Source organism: Pseudomonas sp. HY7a-MNA-CIBAN-0227, from assembly GCF_040310325.1.
Lineage (GTDB): Bacteria > Pseudomonadota > Gammaproteobacteria > Pseudomonadales > Pseudomonadaceae > Aquipseudomonas.
Map to the genome: position 1 here is coordinate 38,220 of NZ_JBEOPT010000015.1, position 25,273 is coordinate 63,492.

Genomic DNA, 25,273 nt, shown 5'->3' on the forward strand with positions numbered 1-25,273 from the left:
GCCTGTCTGCGCGGCTGACCTGGCCAAGAGTGGACGACGCCGGTTAGGTCCGCCCGGCGTATTCGATCAGAAGCGGTAGCGTCACCACAAACTCGCTTCCTTTACCGTCCCCCTCGCTCATGCCGGTCACAGTGCCACCGTGAGCTTCGACCAGCTCCCGAACTACGGTCAACCCAATGCCCAAGCCGGCCCCGTTGAAACCTATGGCGTGTGCGTCTTGAACATAAGGGTCAAAAATAAAAGGGAGTGCTTTAGCCGTAACGCCGATTCCATTGTCGGAAATACTTATCCTCAAAACGTCGGTTTCTACGGTTACAGACAGCTTGATTCTGCCGTTGGCTGGCGTGTATTTGGCCGCATTGGCCAGAAGGTTTTGGAGAATCTGAGCCAGGCGTCCTGGGTCACCACTCACCATCAAGACACCATCGGGAAGATGGGCGTCGAAATGCTGCTTTTGCGCAACCATCACAGGGCCGCACGCATCAATAGCGCCACTCAGAATTTTCATCATGTCGACATCGCAGCGATTGATTCGCAGCTTGCCAGTGCTGGCGCGGGAGACATCGAGCAGATCATCGACCAGCTGTGAAATATGCTGTACCTGGCTCTCGATCAACTCACGCATCCGCGGCAGCTGATCGCTAGGCAGTCGTACCATACGTTCTGCAATCATGCTGATGGGTGTTAGTGGGTTTCGCAGCTCATGGGCCACCATCGCAAGTATGCTTTTCTGCTGGCTCAGTGCGAGCTCGGCGGTAGCCTGAAGGTCTTGAGCGCTGAGCGCAGCGAGGACCAGTTGCGCGTTTGCCTCGCGCAGTTCCTGGTACAAACGCTGCTCCTCCACGTGAGGGGGTGTTACAGCGTCTGATTGCGCCAGGAGCATCGCCAACACCAACTGCTGATTGGCCTCGATCACTTGCTCGACCTGCTGGGTATCCACCAACCGGCTGCTGGCGTCGCTTAACTGCTTTTGCAGTGCGGCTAATATGGCGCGCGCTTCAACAGTTTTCTGGCCCAGCAGGAAGAGTTCGTGAGCGGCACTGGCCACCTCACGCTCATTCTTGTCGTCGATTTTACTCATGCGTTATGCTCAAATATTTTATCTCCTGTGCATACCACACCTAAACTCCCTGTTGTTGGTCGACCACCGAGCAAGCCCTCCTGATCCGGCAGCATTTCGCCGACCTGTAGGCCATTATCGTCGATGTGATACTGGCGCAACTCATCGGAGTGGGCGCTGGCGCGCACCTTGACCACGGCCATGATCCGCAACAAACGGCTCTGTACTTCAATATAGCGCTGAACGATGATCGCGTCGGTGAGAAACGCCGTGCCGTAAGGACTGAAACGCAGGTCGGTGTAGCGGTCTTCCAGCTCCGAGGTCATCAACACGCTGACCCCGACACGGGTCAACGCGGTGACCATGCGCGACAGCGACTCACGGAAGTCTTCACGGAAAGTTGGCGCCAACGCCAGTTCAAAGCCCGACAACGAGTCGATCACCACACGAGTAGCTTTCAGTCGGGTGATCTCGCTGATCAGCAAGTGAACGATTTCGTCAATGGATAAGTCTGGTGCCCGGCTATCCACCAAGCCTACCTTGCCGCTCTTGATCAAATTGGCCAGCGTGGCGTTTTGCGAGTGGTTGGGGCGTTGTTCGAATACCGCGATCACACCGGTTTCGCCATTGCGCGCGCCTTCAGCCAGGAAGGTCGCCGCCAGAATACTTTTGCCCGAGCCCGACGGCCCGGCCACCAGCAACGAATAACCTCTAGGCAAGCCACCGCCGAGCATCTCGTCAACCTTCGGCACACCCACGCTCAGGCGACTGATCGGGAACTTCAGCCGCGTTTCAGCCGGGCTGAGTACTGCGGGTGCAAAAACCTTGATCCCGGAAGTTGCAATGCGAAAGGTGTGCAGGCCTGGCAATGTCGGCTGGCCACGCATCTTCATGATTTCCATCTTACGCACCATCGAGTTGCGCTCAACGCTCTGACGCAGCCAGATCAGGCCGTCGGCCACGGTAAAAATCGGGTTCGTATCGGTTTCGGTGAAATACTCACCAATCAAGAAAGTCGTCGCCTGCCAGGAGGTCATCAACATACCCAGTTGCTGAACGAACTGCGGCAGGTTGTTGTTGGGGTTGTCCTGAGTCTGGCTGGCCAGCACCACCGAGCGGAACGAATCGACAAACACCAGCGACGGAGAGTGAACCTCCACCTCGCTGACGATGCGCCGCAATACCTCGTCCAGATTCCCAGCCAGGGTATCGTCGGCCAGGTTGATATAGCGAATAGATTGGTTGATCGCTTCGCTGTCAAAAAAGTCGAATTGCTGCTGATAACGCAGCATCTTCAGCGGCGGCTCGCCGAGTACGGTAAAGAACAGCGCGGGGCGTTCAGGCGTCGCAAGGGCAAACATCATCTGATGCGCCAGGGTGGTCTTGCCGCAGCCAGGGGGGCCGGCGATCAGGTTGAACGAAAACTCCGGCAATCCTCCGCCCAGCACCTCGTCCAATCCTGGCACGCCGGTGGCCAGGCGGTTGATAGTCACTTTGGTGCTCATGGCGTTTTTTCCTGCGAAGGGGTGTCGCTCAAAGAGAGTTCCCACACGCCACGAAGCAAACGGGCAGTGAGAGATGGCCCAATCAGCGAGGTCAGTAACTCGTAAAACGTCGTCAGCAGCACTTCACCGAAAAACAGTGCATCGACTTCGCTTTGCTTGACCAGTACGGATTTAAGGGCAATCAGGTCCAGCACGGCCTGCGCACTGTCGTAAGTGCGGGCCAGTCGGGGATGGGTAGAGGCGCACAGATGGAAGCTGCGGCGATACAGCGCGACAACCCCTGGCTGGCCGATGATGGGCGCAAGTGCTGCGTCCATATCCTGCAATATCGAAACGATCGCATCGGCGATTCTTGCAATATCAGCGCTGGGTCCAACACGGTGCGCCAGAGAAGCTACGATCTGGCGGCTCTCTTCGCTTAGCGTGGGCATGACTGCCTAATATCTGATGGACAGAGTTCGATGGTACACCCTATAGCGAGTTACCGAGACGCAGTCTGACGCTGCATTGCAAACATACCCGTGAATGCTGGCGTAATGGCCATGTTTGCAAGGCAGTCTAATTGTCTGCTTTGGGTAACAAGGCACCTTGCATGCTTTGTTCGCTTCTGGCACTTGCGTTTCCAGAGGAAGAAACCTTGAAACAGGCTAAACCAACGGTTGGTGGCTGGTCACACAGTGGATACCGCCACCACCGGCCGAGACTGCGTCGATGTTGAGCTGCACCACATCACGGTCCGGGTAGAGTTCAGACAACAGATCAAAGGCTCTTGTATCTGCCGCCCTGTCACCAAACTCGGGCGCAATGACCGCCCCATTGATTACAAAATAATTGATGTAGCCAGCCGCAAAGTCCGGGTTGTTGTTGCTGAACGTGCTCTTGCGCGGATTGAGCGGTGGCGACACGGTATGCACCTGTAGCTTGCGGCCATCGGCATCCGTGGCATTTTTGAGAATATCCAGGTGGGCCAGCGTCACTCTGTGGTCGTATGACTCGGGGTCGTTGTCGAGGTTGGCGATCACAACGCCTGGCTTGACGAACCGGGCGTAGAAATCGACGTGGGCATCAGTGATGTCCTTGCCTTTAATGCCAGGTAGCCAAATTATTTTGCGCAAGCCCAGGCGCGCGTTCAGCTCTTGCTCGACTTCGGCCTTGCTCCAGTCGGGGTTGCGATTGGTATTGATCCAGCTGCTTTCGGTCATGATCCCGGTTCCGTGACCATCGACTTCGATACCACCGTCCTCGCCCACCAACTCGCTACGCAGATAACGGGCATCCACGGTGCTGGCAACCAAAGCGGCCAACTGCGCATCCTCGCTATGCTGCTGTTTGTTGCCCCAGCCGTTGAAGTTGAAATCCACGGCGCTGAGCCCGCCTTCCCCATCGATGACAAAGTTGGCCCCGATATCGCACATCCATCGAGACCTGCTTAATGAACTCGCGACGAGTCGACATGTGTTGTTCCCTGAATGTTTGTTGCTATTACATGGTTTGCGAAGTCTGGACATCGGCCTGCATCCATTTCGCGGTGGCAATCGGCATCAACCCTCCAATAGCCATGCAGGCTGTTGCTGGGTGATGCAATGCACACCGCCGCCGCCATGCGCCAGATGATTGATCCGCACCGGCACCACCTCACGGCCCGGAAAGGCCTGACCCAAAACTTTGGCAGCCGCCTGGTCGGCATCAATGCCATAGGCCGGCATGATGATGGCGTCGTTGGCAATATAGAAGTTGGTGTAGGAGGCACAGAACACTTCAGCGTCGGTGTCCACGGCCTCGGAGGCTTCATACAACTCGATCAGGTCAAAATGTCGGCCCAGGGAATCAGTGGCCAGTTCAAGCGCGCGACGGTTTTCCCGGACAACTTCGGCATACACCGAACTCCTGTCGTGGGTGGCGTCCACCAGCAAAACCCCAGGGCGCGCGAACGCACACACGCCATCGACATGGCCATCAGTCATATCGCCAGTCACATAGTCCGGATCGCCCGGCAGCCAGATTGTTTTCTTCACGCCCAGAAGACGCGTAAAGATTTCCTCCATCTCAGCCTTGTTCATGCCCGGGTTGCGATTGGGGTTGAGCAGTACCGACTCGGTGGTGATCAGCGTGCCCTCGCCGTCGACATGAATGGCGCCGCCTTCGTTACTCAAGGGTGTGCCAAAGCACTGTACGCCCAGGTGGTTGAGTGCACGGCGCGCCAGGCTTTCATCCAAGTCATGCGCCGACTTGCCGCCCCACGCATTGAAACGCCAACTCACACCGGCCAAGCCTTGTTGCGGGTGGCAGACGAAGCTCGGGCCGGAGTCACGGCACCAACTGTCGTTCACTGCCAACTCGATCAGTTCGATGTTGGGTCCACATAACACTTTGGCACTCGCGACAGCAGAGGGGTCGACAACCATTTTCACCGGTTCGAAACGGGCAATGGCGTTGGCCACGCGAGCGAAGTCCTCTTGCACCAGCGCCAATGTCACGCCCCAACCCGACTCCCAAAGAGCCTTGTTATGTGGCCAAACCATCCAGGTCGCGGCGTGCCTGACCCACTCTGCCGGCATCCACCAACCACTGTTTTGAATTTCATTCTGCGGCATGATAAAAAGCTCTTTAAGTTAAGTAATTGTGTTCAATGAAAACTGCCTTGGCGGTCTTGGCATGTATGCTACGACTGTAAATACAGGGGGACAAACGATGGATTTTGCAGAAAAATGATTAGGAGAACTTATCAATATGCTCAAACACTGGCCACCGCTCGGCACCCTTCGCGGCTTTGAAGCCGCCGCCCGGCTGGGCAGTTTCCACAAGGCCGCCGCCGAGTTGCACCTCACCCAGTCGGCCATCAGTCAGCAGATCCGCGGCCTTGAGGCGTACCTTGAACAACCCTTGTTCTTTCGCAGTGGGCGCAGCGTCAGCCTGACCGATGCGGGTCACGACATGCTCAGCACCACCCAGGCGCTGCTACAGCAACTGGCCGTTGGCATTCGCCGCCTTGGGCAATATCAGAAACCCAACCAACTGGTCCTCAACACCACCCCGGCGTTCGCCCGTCACTGGCTACTGCCGCGCCTGGGGGATTTTCGCCGTCAGCATCCTCAAGTCGATCTCTGGATTTTCAGTACCGATGAAGTCCCGGACATGGCCAGCCAGACCATCGACATTGCTGTGCGCGATGACATCAGTTCCCAAGCCGAATGCAGCTTCAAGGTGCTGCACGCAGACCGCCTCTACCCGGCTTGTCACCCGAACCTGTTGGCGCTACCACGCGAACAGCGCACAACCCTTCACGGCGAGCGTGAAATGGACTGGAATCACTGGGCGGTGGAGGCAGGCATCGATGTGGGTCAGAAGGATCAGGGGCTGAACTTCTCCGATCCCGGCCTGCTGCTGGACGCCGCGTGCGCAGGACTCGGTATCGCCCTGGTCAGCCAATTACTGAGTCGCCAGGCGCGCGCCAACGGATTGTTGCAACCCTTGGTGGAGCAAACCATTCGCGGCCCGAACTGGGCCTTGCTGACCCATCGTGACAGTGAGAGCAATGCGCAAAGCTTCAGCAAGTGGTTGCTGAGTAACCTAGAAGCCGCAAGTCATACAACGTAGTCATTCTGGGCCGGGGCTTTTGTCCCTTTGCTTGTATAGAGGGCAGGTTGATGTACCTATGTATGACGGGCGGCCAAGGGTCGATCACAGCCCCTTGGGACAGGCAGCAATCGGCCAGGAGCGGACTTTCATGAATGATAGATGTCAGCGATTCGGCTCAATCCACCTCCACTGTCGCGCACCAGGTATCGTCCATGCGCTTACCCGAGTAGTCGGCAGTCTCTTAGCGACAGCGGCTCGTTTTTTGCCTTGCTACGAATAACTAATGGACGATGTTTTCAGCTGGATAGGGTACTGTCGGTTCGTAACGCTGGACGATGGAAATCTTCCGCGAGACAAACAACTTAGGATTAAACAAGGAATTTTGATGAATCGTATTTTTGGATTGGTCTTATGCGCACTCGTGCTGCCAATGAGCGGTTGCGTGCAAGGGACTTACACCAAGTCCATTCAAGTTACCAAGGACGAGACTGGTCGCGTTGTGCAGACCATCGAGACTGAGAGCGTTACGCAAGTCGGGCAGGGCAATGCTATGCGGTTGGAAAAAATTAAAGGGGTTCAAAATTAATTAGCAACAAAGGGGACGGATTTATTATTTTAAAGGGGCGGAAAATAAACCCGCCTCTTTAAAATAATAAATCCGTCCCTTTTTTCTGCGTTTTTATATACGATCGGGCTCGCCCCCCTAAAGAGGCGTATCGTGCTCACTTTTTTGATATTTTTAACTGTGGTAATGATTTCAGGAATAGTGGCGGTATGGCTAGCCCGGAGCATCATTCAATTACCTCGACGCTGGGAAGAAACCTTACGCCGTAATCGGGGCTGGATCGCCCTGTTAGCTGTTGCTGGATGCTTAGCATGGTATCCGCTGCACGGTATCTTTGACGTGAACACGTTCCCTATTTCTGTCGCATTTGCTACGGGGATGTGTATCGCCGTTTTTTGGTAACAAGAAACGCTTCCAACGGAATTATTCGGGCTTAGCTACATTCCCAAATGTACATACGATGCGATTTTTCGCGAGAGGCAGCTACGGGTCGATTTCTGCCCGTCAAGACAGGCATAAATCGGCCAAAAGCAGTCGCAGGACAGACTATGGAAAATAGATAGCGTCCTCCAGCCCACTGTAAACGCCGATGGTCGCTACCTTTCCAGCTTCAACAAGCACGTCCGTCGATAGGGCTGCAGTGTTGCCCGGTGCCAAGATGATCGTTTGGGCGATGTTCAAACCTCCAATGCGGGCGCAGCTGTGCGTGCGCGATATCGCTCAAAGGTGGTAGTAGGCACCAGGTGAGAGGCCTGCCAGGGGCGTACTTTTCCGACATGGCCACCCCCGGATAGGTGGCTATTGAGATAGTGAAAATCTACAGGGAGTTTCCCACATACTGATCTGACTGAGCGTCATACGTCACAACTATTGGATACGCCTTGTATCCTTGTTTAAAAACAGCCATGCAACTGTATTTTTATTCACTAATCTTTCTGTATTCGTTGCGACTCATTACTTCGAACATATTAATTTTTGCATACTTGTCAACGACCTTGTTGCACATCGCTCTTGTTTCGTTTCCCTCAGAAACAGTGCGTTCTTTGTCAGCAATGCCTTGAGGTGATTGCTCATATTGAACCTGCAACTGACGCGCACGTTCTTTGTTCGCCTGGTCGGCCTTCTGCTGCGCGAAAGCATCAGCCCGCTTCATGCTGGCTTTTGCCGTCAAATCTTCGTCATACGCGGGTTTGGCAATAGCCATCACGCAGGCAATGTCTAGGTTTTGGTCATACCAATGGCTACAAGTTGGGTATTTCGCTGCAATACAGGACTCGGAAATGTTAGTAATTTTGCCATCGCCAAAGCCATGCCCATCTTGTTTGTTTATCCTGCATGTTGCGCCACTGAACTTTAGGACGTCGAATACATCATCCACAGACAGGCGTGAATTGTTAACAATGAAATCCTTTTGCGGCACTAAGAAGCCATTAGACGCACAGCCGGAAACTTGCAGCAGGGCTGTTGCGATCAAAGCAGACCGCAACACGCTCTTGATAAGAATAGGCATTTCAAAACTCTAATTTGAAGGTGATTTAACCAAGGTGTCGCCACCTCTGGGGAAATGAACCGGCTTGTGGTATTGGAACGTGCCGTGGTCCTGCTCCAGTAGACCCAAGACTATCCCTTTCTGGCGATCCGGTTTCAGCTAGATGACGCTCACCTTGAAAAACGGGCAATTCGCACAAGGGCGCCGACTTGGCCACGCCCCGGAAAAGCTATTCCAGTTAGGTGCAAAGTTTTTCCGGTTACTGCCAGGGTGTGTAGAACCGGGTCAAGCGCAACACGGTGTAGCGCCCGAGCTGAATCTTGGTCTCTGTCTCGACCTGGCCGTCCGCATAGCGGCCGACCACCTCAACCCAAACGGTGATCAGGTTGTCAGCTAAATAGCCGTACTAGGGAAACACTCAACGACGAAACACCCGCTGAAAGATATAGCCAATCTGTTGCTTTGATCGGTTGAATCCACAGCCGATTGCTGACATCCGCGAACGTCAGCTAAGGGTCGAAAGCCGACGTTACAGCGCCTGTATTGCCGCAGGTGTCATTTTTGGTGGGCCCGTGCCAACGCCTTGGGAAGCGTCAGGTCTTGCTGCCGTTCTCGTAGGCGTGGTCATGGCGGTTCGTATCATCCTGACGTCAATCGGTAACCCGCACGGCAAGGTAAGAAAAACCGGCTCCGTGGGCTCCTGAGCAGCGCTGCGACGCTTGAGCAATTCATTGATGGCTACCGCAAGACCGATCTTGAGCAACGACCTACTCCTCAACGCGCCCCGTGGCGTCACGATCGCGATCGTATCGTCTCGTCAGTGCAAACGGCGGCAACCAGGACTCGCGACGAACAATCCAGCTTTCGTAGGTTGGTACCAGTTGGTCCGGGGCATCCAGGGAGCCCAGGTTCACTTCGATTTCGTCGCCGGTGCGGCCAAAAACTGGTGAGCCACAGCGTGGACAGAAAAACCGTCCGGCGTAATCACGTGTTTCGCCGTCTATCGTCACAGCATCCTGAGGGAACACCGCAGACGCATGAAAAAGCGCGCCATGATGTTTGCGACAGTCGAGACAGTGACAAAGGCCGACTCGATATGGCCGTCCCGCCGCCTCAATTCGAACATTGCCGCACAGGCAACCACCCGTGAATCGATCCATGCTGCTTCTCCTCTGAAATCAAGGTCAATACGCAGTTACCCCTCTGCGACAACAGGCCACCGCTCCCGGCAAATGTGAAAACTTTGTTAAGTATCTGTGCGCAGAGTCTTTTTTGAGCCGAAACAATCTGCCACACTAATGAGAATACTTATCAACACTATTGCTATTTGCCAGGGACGGCTTCGGGGAGAGCCAGATTCATGCCGGGGCATCAACTGCAAAGCCGTATGCGTTTTTCACCTGGTCTTCTGGCCATGGCCGTCTGCATCGCAAGCACTCAGGCAGCCATTGCCGCCGAAACCCAATCTACCCAAGCCCCATCCGGACAACCATCCGCCACGCTGGAACTGGGCGCCACCAATATCACCAGTGAACAGCTGGGTACCACTACCGAAGGCACCGGGTCCTACACCACCGGCGCCATGCAGACCGCAACCAAGTTGCCACTGACCATGCGCGAAACCCCGCAGGCAGTGACGGTCATTACGCGCCAGCGCATGGATGACCAGGCCATGACCAGCGTCAACGATGTGGTCAAGAACACGCCCGGCCTGTTTCTCAGCCAGGCCAGCGGACCCGGCCGCCAGACTTACAGTTCTCGCGGCTTCGATATCGACAACATCATGTATGACGGCCTGCCAAGCGCCTATTCGGGCTGGACCATGGGCGTGCAGCCGAACCTGGCGATGTTTGATCGCGTGGAGGTGATTCGCGGCGCCACCGGCCTGGTCACCGGCGCTGGCAACCCTTCGGCGGCCATCAACATGGTGCGCAAGCGCCCCACTGCCGACCAACAGGTCACCCTGACCGGTGCCGCCGGTAGCTGGGATGATTACCGCGGCGAATTCGATGCTTCCAGCCCGCTGAACGATAGCGGCACCCTGCGCGGGCGAGTGGTGGGCTCCTATCGCGATGCCAACAGCTTTCGCGACAAGGAAGAAAGCGATCACGGCCTGTTCTACGGGATCGTGGAAGCCGACCTGAGCGACAGCACCACCGCGAGCTTGGGCTTCTCCCGTCAGGAAGACCAGACCAACTTCTTCTGGGGCGGCTTGCCCATCGGCACCGACGGCCACCACCTGAATCTGCCCCGCTCCACCTACCCCGGCACCGATTGGGAAAACAAGAAGCTGCGTGTCGACACCGTGTTCGGTGACGTGGAACATCGTTTCGACAACGATTGGAAACTGCACGTAGCAGGCTCCACCTCGACTCTGGACGGCCTGTTCTCGGGTACTTACCTGTCGCGCTACAACGGCCCGATGCAGACCACCGCCTATCAATCGAGGCAAGACGAAAAGCAAAGCGCTTTTGACACCTATGCCAGCGGCCCGGTCGAAGCCCTCGGTCGCACCCATGAAGTAGTGGTCGGCGCCAGTAAGCGCATCTACGACAACACCACCAAGGATTACAGCCCTTACGACACCGGATTGCCGATCGGCGCACCGAAACCGGACTTCGTGCGCGACGGTAAAAGCCACACCATCACCACCCAGGACGCTGTCTACCTGACGACCCGATTGAGCCTGGCCGACCCGCTCACACTGATACTCGGCGGCCGCCTGGACTGGTATGACTCCGACGACCGCGCAGGCGACAACGACTACAAGGTTACCCGCAACCTCACGCGCTACGCCGGCCTGATCTACAAGCTTGATGATCACCATTCCGTGTACGCCAGCTACACCGACATATTCACGCCGCAATCAAACCAGGACCTGTCCGGAAAAATTCTGGACCCGATCGTGGGGGAAAACTACGAAATCGGCATCAAGGGCGAGTACTTCAACGGTGCCCTCAACGCCAGCCTGGCGGTGTTCCAGACCGACCAGAAAAACCGCGCCACCGAAGCGGTTACCCAGCTTGGCTGCCCGGTGCTCACCTGCTACGAAGCGTCCGGCCTGGTCCGCAGTCAAGGGATCGATATGGAGCTGCAAGGCGCGCTCACCGAGAACTGGCAAGTCGGTGCCGGCTACACCTACACCCGGGCCCACTTCATCAAGGACACCAACCCGGCCAACAACAAACAGCGTTTCGACCCCGACACGCCTGAGCATCTGTTCAAAGTCTCGACCGTTTACCACCTCCAGGGCCCTCTGGAAAAACTCCGTATCGGTGGCAACGTCTATTGGCAGAGCCGCATGTACAACGACGTGGCCGTGGCCGATAGCACCTATCGCCTCGAACAAGGCAGCTACGCCGTCGCCGACCTGATGGCGGGTTATCAGGTCAACAAGCATCTGGACCTGCAACTGAACGCCAACAACATTTTCGACCGCGTCTATTACGCAGCGATTGGCACCAGCCCTACCTGGGGGTCTACCGAAACCTACGGCAACCCACGCAGCTATGGATTGACGGCGAAGTACAGCTTCTAAACGTGACTGGCACCGCTGCTACACACTCTGTAGCAGCGGTTCTGCGCAACAGCCGCTGGCCGAGCAACTCTTCAAGCCTGCGAATCTGAGTGCTCAATGCCGATTGTGCCGGAACTACCGGCCAGCAGACGGTTGTGGACTGCCGTTCCGCCGTTGCCACTCGTCAACGACATCGCCCATGGTCTTGGGGATATCGTTGCCAATCCACGCCATGAACGCCCGGTCGAACTTGAACCCTGCGCCGCAGTGTTCAAGCATGAAGCGGCGCACGTTCTGGGTGTTTTTATAGTGTTTGGAGACCGCGGTATCGCGAGTGATAGAGCTGCTGTGCCAGTCAAAATCCATCTTTTTTCCCTGCTACGTCCTGAGTCGGGCAATCATAGCGCGCCGCAAGCCAGCGGATTAAACAAGGAGATAAAAACATGGACAGTCCGGATGAACCCGTATTGGCTCGCTATAGAAAGTACCTGAAGATCGAGGCGGCGCTGCTGATCGCCGGCATGCTGGGCGCGTTCATCCTGAACGGCTATGCCCACCTGGAAAAATACTACCTGGTACTGGACGTGCCCATTGACCGCTTGAACTTCAGCGCGCAAAAACTGGCCGTTTATGGTGGCGCTGGGCTGAGTTCAGTCATCGCGGCCATCCTGTTCATGATTGCTCTGGTATTTGCCATGACGATGCTCATCGCCCTGAGCGAAAAACCCGGCAGACAACCTCCACCGGCCAGAACCTTGCCCACATGGATCGACAACCGACGTCGACGCGCCAGCGAATTGAGCACACCTTTCAAGCTCCTTGGGGTGTGTGTCGCCCTCGCCGCCGTGGCTTACTCCGCCTGGTACTTCACCGTCAGCGTCCCTTTGGAGTCGGGTAAAAATGCAGCCCTAGAAACAGCAAAAGAATGCCAGGAACGCACGCTGACCTTCAGTAACCTGGACCGTTACACCGCCTGCCAGATAGCGGAATCAGACGACATGTTCTACCTGCTCAAACGCGAACCGGGAGACCCGTCGGGCCAGTCCTTCCACACGCTGCAAGTGCCCAAGGCCGGGCTAATCAAAAGCGAGGGGCAGACGCAGTTCGTGAAGGACACGCCTTAACCCCACGCTACGACGGCCTCAGCTATTTTGGCAGGCGTTGCCAGTGATCTGAAGCGCACTTGCATATCGACGAACGCGAAACTCCGGGCAGTGAACAGCGTTTCCACGGGGCGTTTAGGGACTTATACTGCCAATCTGTTATTCCTATCTGCGCTTCAACATCCACGAGACTGAACATGGACATTCACTCGATACTGACCTACTCCCTCGTCGCCGGCATTGCCATCGCCAGCCCTGGCCCGGCGACTCTAATGGCGCTCAATAACAGCCTCACTTACGGAGCCAAATCCACCTTGTGGTCTTCCCTGGGCAATGTCAGCGGACTGTTTTGCATATCAGCGGCGGCGATGTTGGGGCTGGGGGCACTGATCGTCAGTTCCGAGTGGATCTTCAGTGCCGTGAAGATCTTGGGTGCCGGCTATCTGTTTTACCTGGGGGCGAAGAATCTGTTGAAGACAAACTCGACGCTTTCAGATAACCCGCAAGTCCCGATGCGTGTCAGCAGCCCGTCACCCATGAAGTTGTTCAAGTCAGCCTTTTTAACCGCCGCCACCAACCCTAAAGCGGTGCTGTTCTTCACCGCGCTGTTCCCGCAATTCATTGACCGGCACTCGACCCTGGTGCCGCAGTTTCTGGTTTTGACCCTGATCTTCATGACGCTGTCGGCGCTGTCGTTGACCCTGTACGCCCTGCTCGCCTCCCAAACCAAAGGCCTGCTGGCCCGGCCGGGGTTTTCGAAATGGGTTAATCGCGTGATCGGCTCCACCTTTATCTTTTTCGGGACGATGCTGTTGACGATACGCCGGCAGACGGCCTAGTACGCCTGCACCAACCGCCGCACCTTTACCAGCGCCTCTCGCAATGCAGCCATACCCACCGACCCCAGCGCCAGGCGTAGTGCATGGGGCACATGGGCCGAGATCGCAAACGGCTCGGCCGTCGACACCGAGATATTTTCGCGCATCAGCGCCATGGCGATCTGGTCGGCCCGCGCGTCTTCCGGCAGTGGCAGCCACAGAAAATACGAGGACGGATGACTAACGTAATGCAGGTCGCCCAATACTTCGGCGGCCAAGGCTTGCCGGGCCTGGGCATCCTGGCGCTTATGCGTTTCAAGCTGGGCGACGGTGCCGTCATCAATCCAGGCGGCAGCAATGGCCGTCATCACCCCTGGGGTATTCCAGACGGTGGCCATGAGGGTGCGTTCCAGAGCAGACACCCACTGCGCAGGCGTACTGACAAACCCGATCCGCAAACCGGTGGCCACGCTCTTGGACAGCCCTGAGACATACACCGTTCTTTCCGGTGCCAACTGCGCCAGTGGCGGCGGCGCATCCTCCACCAGAAATGCGTAGGCCGCATCCTCGATGAGGATCAAATCATGCTCGCGAGCGATAGCTACCAGTTGCTGACGCGGCTCGACCCCCATCACCCAACCCAGCGGATTATGCAGGGTCGGCATGCTGTACACGGCTCGCACTGAGCGGGTGCGGCAAAGCTTTTCCAGGGCGACAAGATCAGGCCCCGTCGCAGTGACTGGTATGGCCACGACTTCAAGGTGCAGTGTCTCGGCCAGCACCTTAAAGCCCGAGTAGGTCAACGCATCCACCGCCACCACATCACCGGGCTTGAGCAACGCCATCATCGCCACCGCCAGCCCATGTTGGGCACCGCTGACGATCAGCACCTGCTCGGCGGCAACGGTCAGCCCTCGGCTGCGCAGATGACGCGCCATCGCTGCCCGCTCATGCGGCCGCCCGCCATGGGGCTGGTAGCGCAACAGGGATTCCAGGTCGCCGGACAGCGCCAACTGACGCAACGCCGTGCGCAGCAGATCGGCCTGGCCGGGTACCGACGGATAGTTGAAGTTGAGGTCGATCATGCCCGCTGCCACGGCGACCTGGCCAATGCCCTGCCCCGGCGACAGCGATATCTCCCGGACAAAGGTGCCGCGCCCGGTTTCGCCGCTGACCAGGCCCATGGACTCAAGTTCGGTATACACCCGGCTCGCCGTGACCAAGGCCAATCCATGGCTGGCAGCCAACTGCCGATGTGTCGGCAAGCGGGTGCCAGGCGCCAGGAGCCCGCTGCGGATATCCCTGGCAAACGTATCGACCAACGACTTATAACGAGCGCGAGGCATAGGTGATGTATCCATGACAATTTTTTGATTGTCTTAATCTTCGATCATAGGATGCACTGAATGCAACCCACCTATCGAGCGCAACTCCCATGGAACGTACCTCTCACCTGAGCACCGCTGAACACAGCACCCGCGGCTGGATCAACGGCTTTATCGGCGTGCTGATCTTCAGCGGTTCGCTGCCGGCGACGCGGGTGGCGGTGCTGGAGTTCGATCCGGTGTTTCTGACCGTCGCCCGAGCGACCATCGCCGCCCTGCTTGGGCTGTGCCTGCTCTGGCTGTTCAAGGAAAAGCGCCCTGCGCGTAGCCAATTAATGCCACTGGTCATCGTCGCCCTGGGCGTGGTGATAGGTTTCCCGCTGCTGACAGCCCTGGCGTTGCAGTACGTGACCTCCGCCCATTCCATCGTTTTTATCGGCCTGCTGCCCCTGGCCACCGCCGTATTCGGCGTGCTGCGCGGCGGCGAACGGCCGCGACCGGTGTTCTGGTTATTCTCGATACTGGGCAGCCTGCTGGTGATGGGTTACGCCGTGTCCCAAGGGCTCAGCGCGGCACCCATCGGCGACCTGCTGATGCTGTTGGCGGTACTGGCCTGCGGGCTGGGTTATGCCGAAGGGGCGAAGCTGTCCAAAACCCTGGGCGGCTGGCAGGTGATTTGCTGGGCACTGGTACTGTCGCTGCCGGTGGTAGCGCCACTGACCGCCGTGCTGGCACCCGACTCATTCTCGGGCATCAGCCTGCCGGCCTGGCTCAGCCTGGGCTATGTGTCGCTGTTCAGCATGCTGATTGGCTTTGTATTCTGGTATCGCGGGCTGGCCCAGGGTGGCATCGCTGCGGTGGGGCAGTTGCAGTTGCTGCAACCGTTCTTCGGCCTGGCGCTGGCGGCCACCTTGCTCCATGAGCAGGTCAGCCTGGGCATGCTGGGAGTGACAGTGGCGGTGATTGTGTGCGTGGCCGGGGCGAAGAAGTTTGCCCGCTAGCTCAGGTTGCTGGATTTATTCCAGTGCCTGGCATTAGGCTCGTCGGATGATGGGAGTCACATTCACCCACAAAAACAAGGAACCACGATGCACACCCCTTCCCTGCAAGACACCACCGCGCCGGACGGCGTCTGTTATGGCTGCGGCGCCAGCAACCCACACGGGCTGCACGTCAAGAGCCGTTGGGACGAAGACGGCGTCCACGTCATCGCCGAACACCAGCCCGACGCCAAATACTGCGGCTGGCCAGACCTGGTCTACGGCGGGTTGATCGCCATGCTGGTGGACTGTCATTCCAACTGGACCGCCATGGCCTATCACTACCAGGCTGAACATCGCGCCCCAGGCAGCCTGCCGCGCATCGACTGCGTGACCGGCAACCTCGGCATCAAGTTCATCAAACCGACTCCCATGGGCGTGCCACTGACCTTGCGGGCCAAAGTCGAAGGCGAAGTCGGGCGCAAGAGCCGGGTGGTCTGCGAGGTGTATGCCGATGGCGTGCTGACGGCGATTGGTGACTCAATCTTCGTGCAGGTCGATACCGGACAGTTGGCAACTGCGGCCCATGCTCGGCAAGCCTGATAGTGGTCTACATTCAATGCCATCTGCTGAACGGTCCCTGTGAAGAGGAATGCACCGATGACTCGTCTGACCGCCAAAGACTTTGCCCCTGAACTGCTGGAGCTCTACGACGGCTACGCCCACGGCAAGATCAACCGGCGAGAGTTTCTCGACCGTGCGGCGCTGTTCACCTTCGGCGGGTTGACCGCGTCGGCCCTGCTCGCCTCCCTGAGTCCCAATTACGCCCTGGCCGAGCAGGTTAAATTCACTGACCCGGACATCGTCGCCGACTACATCACCTACCCCTCACCCAAGGGCAATGGCGAGGTCCGCGGCTACCTGGTTCGCCCGGCAAAAACCACCGGTAAGCTTGCGGCTGTGGTGGTCGTGCATGAAAACCGTGGGCTAAACCCCTACATCGAAGACGTCGCCCGGCGCTTGGCCAAGGCCGGGTTTATCGCCTTGGCACCTGATGGACTGACCTCGGTAGGCGGTTATCCCGGCAACGACGAAAAAGGCGTGGCGCTGCAACAAACCGTCGACCCGACCAAACTGATGAACGACTTCTTCGCCGCCATCGAATGGTTGATGAACCATGACACCAGCACCGGCAAGGTCGGCATTACCGGCTTCTGTTATGGCGGCGGCGTGACCAATGCGGCGGCCGTGGCCTATCCGGAACTGGGGGCAGCGGTGTCGTTTTATGGCCGCCAGCCGCAGGCGAAGGATGTGCCCAACATCAAGGCGCCGATCATGTTGCACTTCGGCGAACTGGATACGCGGATCAATGAGGGTTGGCCAGCCCATGAAACAGCCTTGAAAGCGGCCGGCACGAACTATGAAGCCTTTATCTACAAGGGCGCCAACCATGGCTTTCATAACGACTCCACGCCCAGGTATGACGAAGCAGCCGCGAACCTGGCCTGGGAGCGGACCTTGGGGTGGTTTCGCAAGTACCTGGTTTAGGCTCAATCAGATGCTGACACAGAATCTGTGGCAGGCAGGCTTGTTGTGGCGAGCGGGCTTGCCCGCGTTGGGGCGCGAAGCGGCCCTAAAACCGGACACCTAGTTCTGTCTAAAGGAATGCAGTGACCTTACTGGGGCCGCTTCGCAGCCCAACGCGGGCAAGCCCGCTCGCCACAACAAGCACGCTCGCCATAAAAATTGCTCTGGGGTCCCTATAGTGGCGCCTCTACCACCTCCTGCAACCATTCCTTGAACGCCAGCATCGCCGACGTCTCGGCCCGTGACTGCAAGCGCGTCAGCCAGTAACTGCCCGTGGTGATCCCCACCTCGAACGGCTGCTGGATCGCATCCGTGACCAGTAGCCTGGAAAACATCATCGCCGGGGCAAGGGCCACACCGACACCTTGCAGCGCAGCCTCCATCATCGCCAATGAGGAATCGAAGACGACGCTACGAGGTACTAACGTGTCGGCAGGCAATCCCGCCGCCTGGAACCACTGAGTCCATTCGTCGGCACGATAAGAGCGCAGTAAGGTGTGCTTCAACAGGTCTGCGGGCGTGTGTAATTGCCGAGCGATCTGCGGTACGCACAGCACCGTGAGCGGCGCCTCCAGCAACTCAACCGCGTCGGTACCGTGCCAGGCACCTGCACCGAAGCGGATCGCGTAGTCCAGGCCTTCGGCGGCAACATCGACGCGGTTGTTGTGGGTAGACAAGCGCAGGTCGATAAACGGGTAGCGTGCCTGAAAATCCCCCAGGCGCGGCAGCAGCCAGCCCACGGCAAAGGTACCCACCGCGCCCACCGTCAACACTTCGCGATAATGCCCGCCTTCGAACTGGCCGAGGGTCTGGGCGATACGGTCGAAGGATTCGCGCAGCACCGGCAACAGGGTTTCGCCTTCACGGGTGAGCATCAGGCCACGGGGCAGGCGTTTGAACAGGATGACATTGAGCTGCGCCTCCAGGCTTTTCACCTGATGGCTGACCGCCGCCTGAGTCACGCACAACTCGATGGCGGCGCGGGTAAAACTCAAATGCCGTGCCGAGGCTTCAAAGGCTCGCAGGGCATTGAGGGGCAGATGAGAACGAAGCATGACTTAACCCCAAATTTTTCTAATGGCTGATGCGAGATATCATCGTTTGTCGATCGGGGGGAAAGTGCCTAGATTTGCAGCGCCTGCGCAGGTAGCAGTATTCAAGTTCAACCTCATGGAAGCGACACAATCATGTACGAAAAGACTTTGTTTCGGATGCACAACGTCGCGATCTTCGCCTTATTGCTCGGCGCAGGCAACTGCATGGCCGCCACCGATCTGCGCAAGGTGGTGGATGACACCATTGAACCGCTGATGCGGCAACAGGCTATCCCTGGCCTGTCAGTGGCCATCGTGCAGAACGGCAAGGCTCAATACTTTAACTACGGCGTTGCGTCAAAAGACGGCCAGCAACCGGTGACCGAAAACACCCTGTTTGAAATCGGCTCGGTCAGCAAAACCTTCACCGCGACCCTGGCCGGCTACGCCCAGGCCACCGGAAAACTGAAGCTGTCGGCTCCGGCCAGCCAGTACTTACCAGCCTTGCGCGGTAGCAAATTTGACCACATCAGCGTCCTCAACCTGGGGACTTATACCGCTGGCGGCCTGCCGTTGCAGTTTCCTCGCGATGCCGACAACGCCGACCGGATGATCAGCTACTTCCAGCACTGGAAGCCCGATTTCACCCCTGGCACCCACCGCCTGTACTCCAACCCCAGCCTGGGTCTGTTCGGTTATTTGGCAGCGCAAAGCCTGGGGCAGCCGTTCGACCGGATGATGGAACAGACCCTGTTCCCGAAACTGGGCCTCAAGCACACCTACATCACCGTGCCCAACGCGCAAATGAACCTGTACGCCCAAGGCTATGGCAAGGACGACAAGCCGGTGCGCGTCGGCCCTGGCGCGATGGACAGTGAAGCCTATGGTGTGAAAACCAGCCCATCGGACCTGATCCACTACGTCGGTGTGAATATGCACCCGGCCAATCTGGAAAAACCGCTGCAACAGACCATCGCCGCCACCCACACCGGTTTCTATACCGTCGACGGCACCACCCAAGGCCTGGGCTGGGAGATGTACCCCTACCCGATCACACTGGACGCCTTGCTCGCCGGCAACTCGACAGCCATGATCCTGGAACCTCATAAGGTCAACTGGCTGACACCGCCGCAGCCCCCTCGGGCCGACACACTGGTCAACAAGACCGGTTCCACCAGTGGCTTCGGCGCCTACGTGGCTTATGTCCCAAGCAAAGGCATCGGCATCGTGATCCTGGCGAACAAGAACTACCCGAATGCGGAACGGGTGAAGGCGGCCCACGCTATCTTGAAGGCGCTGGACCAATAAGCCCCGACGAAGCAGTCGTAAACCTGATACCTCGGTGTGTCAGATACACCGTGCACGCCGACAGCTTGCTACGCAATGCCAACCTCAACGATGTGTAGATACCTATGCCGCGATGAGGGCGTGTCAATCGCCAGATGTACTGACTGACATACCGCCATCGCGGGCAAGCCCGACGCCCACACTGTTTTTTGGTGCGCTCTGGATCGGGTTTACATCCCCAACCATCCCGGCAACGCCAGTGAAATAAACGGCACATAGGTCACAAGAATCAGGAACGCCAGCAGGATCATCAACCACGGCAACGCCGCGCGAATAGTCTCGCCCAGGGTCAATCCGGTCACCGCTGAGGTCACGAACAGGTTCAGGCCCACCGGTGGATGTACCAGGCCGATTTCCATGTTCACCACCATCACGATTCCCAGGTGAATCGGGTCGATACCCAGCTTCATCGCAATGGGGAAGAAGATCGGCGCCAGGATCAGCACGATGGCCGACGGTTCCATAAAGCTGCCCGCCACCAGCAACACCACGTTGACCATCATCAAGAAGCCAATTGGCGTCAGTCCTTCGGAGATCACCCAGGCAGTGATTTCCTGGGGAATCTGTTCGGTGGTCAGCACATGGGCGAAGAGCATGGCGTTGGCGATGATAAACATCAGCATGATCGCCAGGCGTCCAGACTCCACCAGCACTTTCGGGCAGTCCTTAAGCTTCATGTCCTTGTAGACGAACAGCGCGACAAACGCCGAATACACCGCCGCCACCGCCGCGGCTTCTGTCGGGGTGAACATACCGCTGTAGATCCCGCCAAGGATGATCACCAACAGCAGCAGGCCCCAGAATGCCCGGCGCGCGCAGGTCAGCCACTCACGGAAGGTCGCCCGTGGCTGCGCTGGCAGCTTCTTGATACGCGCGACGATGTAGATCGCGATCATCAGCATCAGGCCCAACAACAACCCCGGAATCACACCGGCCATGAATAGCTTGCCCACCGAGGTCTCGGTTGCCGCCGAGTACACCACCATTACGATGGACGGCGGAATCAGGATGCCCAGGGTGCCCGCGTTGCAGATAATCCCGGCACCGAATTCCTTCGGATAACCCGAACGCACCATGCCCGCCACCGCAATCGAACCCACTGCCGCCACCGTCGCTGGCGATGAACCGGACAACGCTGCAAACAGCATGCACGCCAGTACCGCAGCAATCGCCAAACCGCCACGGATGTGGCCGACGCAGGCGTTGGCAAAATCGATCAGCCGTTGCGCCACGCCACCAGTGGTCATGAATGCGCCAGACAGCAGGAAAAACGGAATCGCCAGGAAGGTGTAGGCATCCGAGGTTTCAAACAGCTTGATCGCCAGCGAACTGACCGAATCCGGACTGAACATCAGGATCGATACCGCCCCCGACAAGCCCAGGGCAATGGCAATCGGCACACCCAGAAACATGAACACAAACAGCAGCAAAAACAGACAAAGAACGGCCATCAGTGACGCTCCTCATGGCGGCTAGCCAACTTGCTGGCTTCACCGGCTTCATCCGCCAGCCCCAACCCGACCTGACGGTGGGTGAACAGTCGGTAGAAAATTTCCAGGTAGCGAATCAGCACCAGGGCAAAACCGATGGGCACGATCAGTACGATATGACCGACATCGATTCCGAACTTATCCAGGTCTTCGGCGCCGATATGCGCGTTCATCACCGCACTCATCCACTTGTAACTGGCAACCATGAACAGCCCCGCGTAGGCCAGGCAGCACAAGCAGGCGAGCATGCCCAGCAGGCGCTGGACCCGGCGCGGCGTCAGTTTGACCAATGCATCGACGCCCAGGTGGCCAGCAGTACGCACGCCATAGGAGATGCCGAAAAAAATCAGCCAGCCAAACATGGCTTTGGTCAGCGCCACGCTCCAGGTCATGTCCTGGGCCCAGGTCATGGTGCCGTCGCCCAAGGCGTTGAAGAAGTTGCTGCTGATCGCCCACTTGTCTGCCAGGGCGAAGAACAGGGTGTAGGTGTTGTTGAGCATGACGTAGACAAACGTCACCAGGGTCATGGCGGCCAGCAGGAAGGCGATAAACCCTTCCTCCAGGTGCTCCCAGACGCGCCTTAGCGATTGCATGGCAAAACCTCGCGAAACTGGAGGGGAAATGACGGTAAGGCTCAACATCGCGTAGCCGCTGTCGAGCCCCCGACGAGGCAGCGTTCGGCGGAGTATCAGGTACACCGCAGACGCAGCCTCGCCGGAGCTCGACAGCTGCTAAGAAGGTTGTACCTTCACGTGGCCATTATTGGTTGGACTCGTCCGCCGCCTTGATCAGGTTGGCACCGATTTCATCTTCAAACTTCTGCCACACCGGGCGCATGGCCTCGCGCCACAGCTGGCGCTGCTCGGGGGTCAGTTCGATGATTTCGCTGGTTTTGGAATCGATGATCTTCTGCTTGGCCGACTGGTTCAGCGCTTCGGCCTGCTTGTTCACCTCGACGGTGACTTCGACCATGATCTTGTCCAGCTCAGTGCGCACATCCGGCGGCAGACCGTTCCAGAACGTGGCGTTGGTGATCACCATGTAGTCGATCAGGCCATGGTTGGACTCGGTGAAGTATTTCTGCACCTCGTTGACCTTCTGGCTTTCATAGTTCGACCAGGTGTTCTCGGTGCCATTGACAGTGCCGGTCTGCAAGCCCTGGTACACCTCGGCAAAACTCATCTTGCGCGGGTTGGCGCGGATGGCCTTGAACTGCTCTTCCAGCACGCTTGAAGCTTGCACGCGAAACTTCAGGCCGCGGGCGTCCTTGGGTTCATGCAGGGCCTTGTTCGCCGACAGCTGCTTGAGGCCGTTGTGCCAATAAGCAAGACCCAGGATGTTCTTGTCCTGCATCGCGCTCAGCAGTTCCTTGCCCTGGGCGGCCTGGAAACGGTCGACAGCGGCGAGGTCGCTGAACAGGAACGGCAAGTCGTAGATCTGCACTTTCTTGGTGTATTGCTCGAACTTGGCCAGGGATGGTGCAAGCATCTGAACATCACCCAAAAGCAGTGCTTCCATCTCCTTGCCGTCACCGAACAGCGACGAGTTCGGGTAGACATCAACCTTGACCTTGCCCGGCAGGCGCTCTTCGGTGAGTTTCTTGAACAGCAGCGCGCCCTGGCCCTTGGGGGTATTTTCGGCAACGACGTGGGCGAACTTGATGACGATGGGGTCGGCCGCATGGGCCAGGCCCGCAGCACACAAGGAAGCGGCGCAGAACAGCGCTCGGGAAAGCTTGAGCATGGAAATCACCTTCTTATTGTTGTGTTATAGGGCAAGGTGCCTGATGTCACGCGTATAGAGAATTTCGATTTTTTGATACCTGCGTTCGGTGTGGACGAACGCTAAAGCTGTGCAGCCAACAACCGCTGCGCCCGCAGCAATACCGGCGCATCCACCATCTGCCCATCAATCTGATAGGCCCCTGCCCCGTGGCTCCCCGCATCCACCACTCTTTGAGCCCAGACCAAATCTTCAGCGCTGGGGGCCAGGGCCTGGTGGATCACGGCCACTTGCTTGGGATGGATACACAGCGCCCCGGCAAAGCCCATTTCGTAGGCATGGCGGATCGAACGGCGCAGGCCATCGGGGTCGTCGATGGCCGGGTGTACGCCGTCCAACGGCGCCACAAGGCAGGCGGCGCGCGAGTGCACGATCAGCGCCAGGCGGGCTTGGTCCAACGCAAACTCGGCGGCCCTGGAGTTGCTGCTCAGGTTCAGGTCCAGCGCCAGGTCAAGGCCGCCAAACGACAGTCGCTCAACCTGTGGCGCATGGGCGATTTCAGCCACCGCCAGCAAACCCCGCGCACTTTCGATAATGGGCCAAATCACTTTGCCGGTGGCCGCCACGAAGGCCACCTGCGCAGCGCTTTCGACTTTCGGTAACAGCACCCCGGCGACACCGCGATGGGCTTTGCAGAACGCCAGATCCGCCGCATGTTCAGGGTGGCCCGGGGCGTTGACGCGTACCCAGACACGCGCCTCTGGCGTGCCTTGCAAAAATACCCCGAGGTTGTCCCGGGCCTGACGCTTGAGAGGTTCTTCCACCGCGTCTTCAAAATCGACGATCACCGCGTCGGCGCCGCTGGCCAGGGCCTTGGAAAACCGCTCAGGGCGGCTGCCCGGAACGAACAGCGCGGAGCGCACAATTGGGTTTGGCATGGATCAATTCCTTATTAGATGACGCCGCGTGTGCGCAGGGCTTCGATGGCTTCGGTGGAGTAGCCCAACTGGCCCAGAATCCCCTGATTGTGTTGCCCCAGCCCTGGCACGCTATCCATGCGCGGGGTAAACGCGCTGTTGCGGGCCGGTGGCAACAGCGACGGCAACGGGCCCGCCGGGCTGTCAACTTGGCGCCAACTGTCACGGGCCTTGAGTTGCGGGTGGTCCCACACGCCCTGCATGTCATTGACTCGGGCACTGGCGATCTGCGCATCTTCCAGGCGCTGGATCACCGCTTCGGCACTCAGCTGCGAGAAGCTGTCAACGATGATCTGGCGCAGCACTTCGCGGTTGGCCGAGCGCTTGAAGTTGGCCGAGAAACGTTCGTCAGCGACCAGCGCCGGGGTCAGCAGGACCTTGTCGCAAAATGCCGCCCACTCGCGCTCATTCTGCAGGCCGAGCATCACCGTGCCGCCGTCACCCGTGGGGAACGGCCCATACGGGTAAATCGTCGAGTGGGCCGCACCGGCGCGCGGTGGCTGGGGCGCACCGTCAAAGGCGTAATACATCGGGTACCCCATCCACTCCACCAGGCTTTCCAGCATGCTGACGTCGATGCGGCTGCCCTGCCCAGTCTGGCTCCGTAACAGCAGTGCCGAAAGAATCCCACTGTAGGCGTACATGCCGGCGGAAATGTCTGCGATGGAGCAACCGGCCTTGGCCATCTGGTCGTCGCCAGGGCCACCGGTCACAGAGAGGAAGCCGCCTTCGCTCTGGATCAGCAGGTCATAGGCTTTCTTTTTCTCGTAAGGGCCGCCCTCGCCGTAGCCGGAGATGTCGCAAACGATCAGCCGTGGAAAGCGCTCGTGCAGCGCTTCGAATGACAGCCCCATACGCGCCGCTGCACCCGGTGCGAGGTTTTGCACCAGCACATCAGCATCGGCCAACAGGGTTTCCAGAATGGCACCCGCCTCATCCTGCTTGAGGTCCAGGGTCAGGCTTTCCTTGGAGCGGTTGGTCCAGACGAAGTGCGAGGCCAGGCCACGTACCCGTTCGTCGTAGCCACGGGCGAAGTCACCGGCGCCAGGGCGTTCGACCTTGATCACCCGCGCGCCAAGGTCGGCCAATTGACGGGTGCAAAACGGCGCGGCAATCGCGTGTTCAAGGCTGACAACGGTTATGCCGTCCAGCGGTCGTTGATTAACAGTCATGAC

25 protein-coding genes and 1 pseudogene are annotated in these 25,273 nt (G+C 58.2%); 10 read left to right on the plus strand and 16 right to left on the minus strand.

The window, feature by feature from the left end; genetic code table 11:
- Window positions 1-43 precede the first annotated feature (43 nt).
- The 5 genes and pseudogenes from AAEZ06_RS21605 to AAEZ06_RS21625 all read right to left on the minus strand — a co-directional run bounded on the left by AAEZ06_RS21605 (window position 44) and on the right by AAEZ06_RS21625 (window position 5,159).
- Entirely contained in the window at window positions 44-1,081 is a 1,038-nt protein-coding gene (locus AAEZ06_RS21605) for a sensor histidine kinase (protein WP_350616121.1), read from the minus strand.
- The gene (locus AAEZ06_RS21610; protein WP_350616123.1) at window positions 1,078-2,565 is read right to left on the minus strand and encodes an ATPase domain-containing protein; all 1,488 of its coding nucleotides are present in this window, start codon (window positions 2,563-2,565) and stop codon (window positions 1,078-1,080) included. Before AAEZ06_RS21610 ends, AAEZ06_RS21605 begins: the two co-directional genes overlap by 4 nt.
- Entirely contained in the window at window positions 2,562-2,996 is a 435-nt protein-coding gene (locus tag AAEZ06_RS21615) for a hypothetical protein (RefSeq protein ID WP_256666347.1), read from the minus strand. Before AAEZ06_RS21615 ends, AAEZ06_RS21610 begins: the two co-directional genes overlap by 4 nt.
- A 216-nt stretch (window positions 2,997-3,212) precedes the next feature.
- A pseudogene (locus tag AAEZ06_RS21620) lies at window positions 3,213-3,983 on the minus strand (agmatine deiminase family protein); the annotation flags it as partial.
- A gap of 123 nt (window positions 3,984-4,106) precedes the next feature.
- Window positions 4,107-5,159 (minus strand): agmatine deiminase family protein, encoded by a 1,053-nt coding sequence (locus AAEZ06_RS21625; RefSeq protein WP_350616126.1) that lies wholly within the window; start codon window positions 5,157-5,159, stop codon window positions 4,107-4,109.
- 136 nt (window positions 5,160-5,295) lie between these two features.
- Here AAEZ06_RS21625 and AAEZ06_RS21630 point away from each other — a divergent pair, with 136 nt between their 5' ends.
- The 3 genes from AAEZ06_RS21630 to AAEZ06_RS21640 all read left to right on the plus strand — a co-directional run bounded on the left by AAEZ06_RS21630 (window position 5,296) and on the right by AAEZ06_RS21640 (window position 7,111).
- Window positions 5,296-6,162, plus strand: coding sequence for a LysR substrate-binding domain-containing protein (locus tag AAEZ06_RS21630; protein ID WP_149414537.1), 867 nt, complete (start codon window positions 5,296-5,298; stop codon window positions 6,160-6,162).
- A 367-nt stretch (window positions 6,163-6,529) separates the two neighbouring features.
- A complete protein-coding gene (locus AAEZ06_RS21635; protein ID WP_350616128.1) occupies window positions 6,530-6,730 on the plus strand; it encodes a hypothetical protein in 201 nt (66 codons plus the stop codon).
- Between the two features lie 132 nt (window positions 6,731-6,862).
- Window positions 6,863-7,111, plus strand: a complete 249-nt coding sequence (locus AAEZ06_RS21640) for a hypothetical protein (RefSeq protein WP_350616130.1) — start codon at window positions 6,863-6,865, stop codon at window positions 7,109-7,111.
- A gap of 517 nt (window positions 7,112-7,628) precedes the next feature.
- Here AAEZ06_RS21640 and AAEZ06_RS21645 read toward each other — a convergent pair.
- On the minus strand, window positions 7,629-8,219 hold the full coding sequence (locus AAEZ06_RS21645; protein WP_350616132.1) for a hypothetical protein: 591 nt from the start codon (window positions 8,217-8,219) through the stop codon (window positions 7,629-7,631).
- A gap of 746 nt (window positions 8,220-8,965) precedes the next feature.
- Window positions 8,966-9,358 carry a GFA family protein gene (locus AAEZ06_RS21650; protein WP_149414524.1) on the minus strand — a complete coding sequence of 131 codons (393 nt, stop codon included), beginning with the start codon at window positions 9,356-9,358 and terminating at the stop codon, window positions 8,966-8,968.
- A gap of 200 nt (window positions 9,359-9,558) precedes the next feature.
- Here AAEZ06_RS21650 and AAEZ06_RS21655 point away from each other — a divergent pair, with 200 nt between their 5' ends.
- Entirely contained in the window at window positions 9,559-11,736 is a 2,178-nt protein-coding gene (locus AAEZ06_RS21655; protein WP_350616134.1) for a TonB-dependent siderophore receptor, read from the plus strand.
- Here AAEZ06_RS21655 and AAEZ06_RS21660 read toward each other — a convergent pair.
- Together AAEZ06_RS21660 and AAEZ06_RS21665 are read right to left on the minus strand one after the other, a co-directional pair.
- Window positions 11,678-11,896, minus strand: coding sequence for a LysR family transcriptional regulator (locus AAEZ06_RS21660; protein WP_256666345.1), 219 nt, complete (start codon window positions 11,894-11,896; stop codon window positions 11,678-11,680). The genes AAEZ06_RS21655 and AAEZ06_RS21660 overlap by 59 nt on opposite strands.
- On the minus strand, window positions 11,851-12,081 hold the full coding sequence (locus AAEZ06_RS21665) for a DUF6434 domain-containing protein (RefSeq protein ID WP_149414522.1): 231 nt from the start codon (window positions 12,079-12,081) through the stop codon (window positions 11,851-11,853). Before AAEZ06_RS21665 ends, AAEZ06_RS21660 begins: the two co-directional genes overlap by 46 nt.
- 77 nt (window positions 12,082-12,158) lie before the next feature.
- On the opposite strand from AAEZ06_RS21665, the gene AAEZ06_RS21670 reads away from it, so the two are divergent.
- Together AAEZ06_RS21670 and AAEZ06_RS21675 are read left to right on the plus strand one after the other, a co-directional pair.
- A complete protein-coding gene (locus AAEZ06_RS21670) occupies window positions 12,159-12,839 on the plus strand; it encodes a hypothetical protein (protein ID WP_350616137.1) in 681 nt (226 codons plus the stop codon).
- A 176-nt stretch (window positions 12,840-13,015) separates the two neighbouring features.
- Window positions 13,016-13,657 carry a LysE family translocator gene (locus tag AAEZ06_RS21675; RefSeq protein ID WP_350616139.1) on the plus strand — a complete coding sequence of 214 codons (642 nt, stop codon included), beginning with the start codon at window positions 13,016-13,018 and terminating at the stop codon, window positions 13,655-13,657.
- Here AAEZ06_RS21675 and AAEZ06_RS21680 read toward each other — a convergent pair.
- Window positions 13,654-14,982, minus strand: a complete 1,329-nt coding sequence (locus tag AAEZ06_RS21680) for an aminotransferase-like domain-containing protein (protein WP_149414519.1) — start codon at window positions 14,980-14,982, stop codon at window positions 13,654-13,656. The genes AAEZ06_RS21675 and AAEZ06_RS21680 overlap by 4 nt on opposite strands.
- An 89-nt stretch (window positions 14,983-15,071) precedes the next feature.
- On the opposite strand from AAEZ06_RS21680, the gene AAEZ06_RS21685 reads away from it, so the two are divergent.
- The 3 genes from AAEZ06_RS21685 (at window position 15,072) to yghX (ending at window position 17,489) form a co-directional block, all read left to right on the plus strand.
- Window positions 15,072-15,962, plus strand: coding sequence for a DMT family transporter (locus AAEZ06_RS21685; protein WP_149414518.1), 891 nt, complete (start codon window positions 15,072-15,074; stop codon window positions 15,960-15,962).
- Window positions 15,963-16,049: 87 nt separating this feature from the next.
- The gene (locus tag AAEZ06_RS21690; RefSeq protein ID WP_149414517.1) at window positions 16,050-16,544 is read left to right on the plus strand and encodes a PaaI family thioesterase; all 495 of its coding nucleotides are present in this window, start codon (window positions 16,050-16,052) and stop codon (window positions 16,542-16,544) included.
- A gap of 57 nt (window positions 16,545-16,601) precedes the next feature.
- Window positions 16,602-17,489, plus strand: coding sequence for a YghX family hydrolase (gene yghX / locus AAEZ06_RS21695; protein ID WP_350616142.1), 888 nt, complete (start codon window positions 16,602-16,604; stop codon window positions 17,487-17,489).
- A 212-nt stretch (window positions 17,490-17,701) separates the two neighbouring features.
- Here the strand turns inward: yghX and AAEZ06_RS21700 are convergent, their stop codons facing one another.
- The gene (locus AAEZ06_RS21700) at window positions 17,702-18,583 is read right to left on the minus strand and encodes a LysR family transcriptional regulator (protein WP_350616144.1); all 882 of its coding nucleotides are present in this window, start codon (window positions 18,581-18,583) and stop codon (window positions 17,702-17,704) included.
- 132 nt (window positions 18,584-18,715) lie between these two features.
- On the opposite strand from AAEZ06_RS21700, the gene ampC reads away from it, so the two are divergent.
- Window positions 18,716-19,870: a class C beta-lactamase gene (gene ampC, locus AAEZ06_RS21705; RefSeq protein WP_350616146.1), complete on the plus strand. Its 1,155-nt coding sequence runs from the start codon at window positions 18,716-18,718 to the stop codon at window positions 19,868-19,870.
- A gap of 209 nt (window positions 19,871-20,079) precedes the next feature.
- Here ampC and dctM read toward each other — a convergent pair whose 3' ends face one another.
- From dctM to AAEZ06_RS21730, 5 genes are all read right to left on the minus strand, one after another.
- On the minus strand, window positions 20,080-21,360 hold the full coding sequence (dctM, locus tag AAEZ06_RS21710) for a C4-dicarboxylate TRAP transporter large permease protein DctM (protein ID WP_350616148.1): 1,281 nt from the start codon (window positions 21,358-21,360) through the stop codon (window positions 20,080-20,082).
- Complete coding sequence (locus tag AAEZ06_RS21715) at window positions 21,360-21,992, minus strand: TRAP transporter small permease (protein WP_149412357.1); 633 nt, start codon at window positions 21,990-21,992, stop codon at window positions 21,360-21,362. The genes dctM and AAEZ06_RS21715 overlap by 1 nt, the downstream gene beginning before the upstream one ends.
- Window positions 21,993-22,158: 166 nt before the next feature.
- A complete protein-coding gene (locus tag AAEZ06_RS21720) occupies window positions 22,159-23,142 on the minus strand; it encodes a TRAP transporter substrate-binding protein (protein ID WP_149412358.1) in 984 nt (327 codons plus the stop codon).
- Between the two features lie 101 nt (window positions 23,143-23,243).
- Complete coding sequence (locus AAEZ06_RS21725; RefSeq protein ID WP_149412359.1) at window positions 23,244-24,059, minus strand: HpcH/HpaI aldolase/citrate lyase family protein; 816 nt, start codon at window positions 24,057-24,059, stop codon at window positions 23,244-23,246.
- A 14-nt stretch (window positions 24,060-24,073) separates the two neighbouring features.
- Complete coding sequence (locus tag AAEZ06_RS21730; protein ID WP_149412360.1) at window positions 24,074-25,270, minus strand: CaiB/BaiF CoA transferase family protein; 1,197 nt, start codon at window positions 25,268-25,270, stop codon at window positions 24,074-24,076.
- Window positions 25,271-25,273: the final 3 nt, after the last annotated feature.

What these genes read in the sequence shown, in the direction of transcription:
- AAEZ06_RS21715 (WP_149412357.1), bottom strand. Translation starts at nt 21,992, where the DNA reads ATGCAATCGCTAAGGCGCGTCTGGGAGCACCTGGAGGAAGGGTTTATC.
- AAEZ06_RS21725 (WP_149412359.1), bottom strand. Translation starts at nt 24,059, where the DNA reads ATGCCAAACCCAATTGTGCGCTCCGCGCTGTTCGTTCCGGGCAGCCGC.
- AAEZ06_RS21680 (WP_149414519.1), bottom strand. Translation starts at nt 14,982, where the DNA reads ATGCCTCGCGCTCGTTATAAGTCGTTGGTCGATACGTTTGCCAGGGAT.
- ampC (WP_350616146.1), top strand. Translation starts at nt 18,716, where the DNA reads ATGTACGAAAAGACTTTGTTTCGGATGCACAACGTCGCGATCTTCGCC.
- yghX (WP_350616142.1), top strand. Translation starts at nt 16,602, where the DNA reads ATGACTCGTCTGACCGCCAAAGACTTTGCCCCTGAACTGCTGGAGCTC.
- AAEZ06_RS21685 (WP_149414518.1), top strand. Translation starts at nt 15,072, where the DNA reads ATGGAACGTACCTCTCACCTGAGCACCGCTGAACACAGCACCCGCGGC.
- AAEZ06_RS21615 (WP_256666347.1), bottom strand. Translation starts at nt 2,996, where the DNA reads ATGCCCACGCTAAGCGAAGAGAGCCGCCAGATCGTAGCTTCTCTGGCG.
- AAEZ06_RS21675 (WP_350616139.1), top strand. Translation starts at nt 13,016, where the DNA reads ATGGACATTCACTCGATACTGACCTACTCCCTCGTCGCCGGCATTGCC.
- AAEZ06_RS21650 (WP_149414524.1), bottom strand. Translation starts at nt 9,358, where the DNA reads ATGGATCGATTCACGGGTGGTTGCCTGTGCGGCAATGTTCGAATTGAG.
- AAEZ06_RS21700 (WP_350616144.1), bottom strand. Translation starts at nt 18,583, where the DNA reads ATGCTTCGTTCTCATCTGCCCCTCAATGCCCTGCGAGCCTTTGAAGCC.
- AAEZ06_RS21670 (WP_350616137.1), top strand. Translation starts at nt 12,159, where the DNA reads ATGGACAGTCCGGATGAACCCGTATTGGCTCGCTATAGAAAGTACCTG.
- AAEZ06_RS21645 (WP_350616132.1), bottom strand. Translation starts at nt 8,219, where the DNA reads ATGCCTATTCTTATCAAGAGCGTGTTGCGGTCTGCTTTGATCGCAACA.
- AAEZ06_RS21655 (WP_350616134.1), top strand. Translation starts at nt 9,559, where the DNA reads ATGCCGGGGCATCAACTGCAAAGCCGTATGCGTTTTTCACCTGGTCTT.
- AAEZ06_RS21625 (WP_350616126.1), bottom strand. Translation starts at nt 5,159, where the DNA reads ATGCCGCAGAATGAAATTCAAAACAGTGGTTGGTGGATGCCGGCAGAG.
- AAEZ06_RS21635 (WP_350616128.1), top strand. Translation starts at nt 6,530, where the DNA reads ATGAATCGTATTTTTGGATTGGTCTTATGCGCACTCGTGCTGCCAATG.
- AAEZ06_RS21630 (WP_149414537.1), top strand. Translation starts at nt 5,296, where the DNA reads ATGCTCAAACACTGGCCACCGCTCGGCACCCTTCGCGGCTTTGAAGCC.
- AAEZ06_RS21730 (WP_149412360.1), bottom strand. Translation starts at nt 25,270, where the DNA reads ATGACTGTTAATCAACGACCGCTGGACGGCATAACCGTTGTCAGCCTT.
- AAEZ06_RS21720 (WP_149412358.1), bottom strand. Translation starts at nt 23,142, where the DNA reads ATGCTCAAGCTTTCCCGAGCGCTGTTCTGCGCCGCTTCCTTGTGTGCT.
- dctM (WP_350616148.1), bottom strand. Translation starts at nt 21,360, where the DNA reads ATGGCCGTTCTTTGTCTGTTTTTGCTGCTGTTTGTGTTCATGTTTCTG.
- AAEZ06_RS21690 (WP_149414517.1), top strand. Translation starts at nt 16,050, where the DNA reads ATGCACACCCCTTCCCTGCAAGACACCACCGCGCCGGACGGCGTCTGT.
- AAEZ06_RS21605 (WP_350616121.1), bottom strand. Translation starts at nt 1,081, where the DNA reads ATGAGTAAAATCGACGACAAGAATGAGCGTGAGGTGGCCAGTGCCGCT.
- AAEZ06_RS21610 (WP_350616123.1), bottom strand. Translation starts at nt 2,565, where the DNA reads ATGAGCACCAAAGTGACTATCAACCGCCTGGCCACCGGCGTGCCAGGA.
- AAEZ06_RS21665 (WP_149414522.1), bottom strand. Translation starts at nt 12,081, where the DNA reads ATGGATTTTGACTGGCACAGCAGCTCTATCACTCGCGATACCGCGGTC.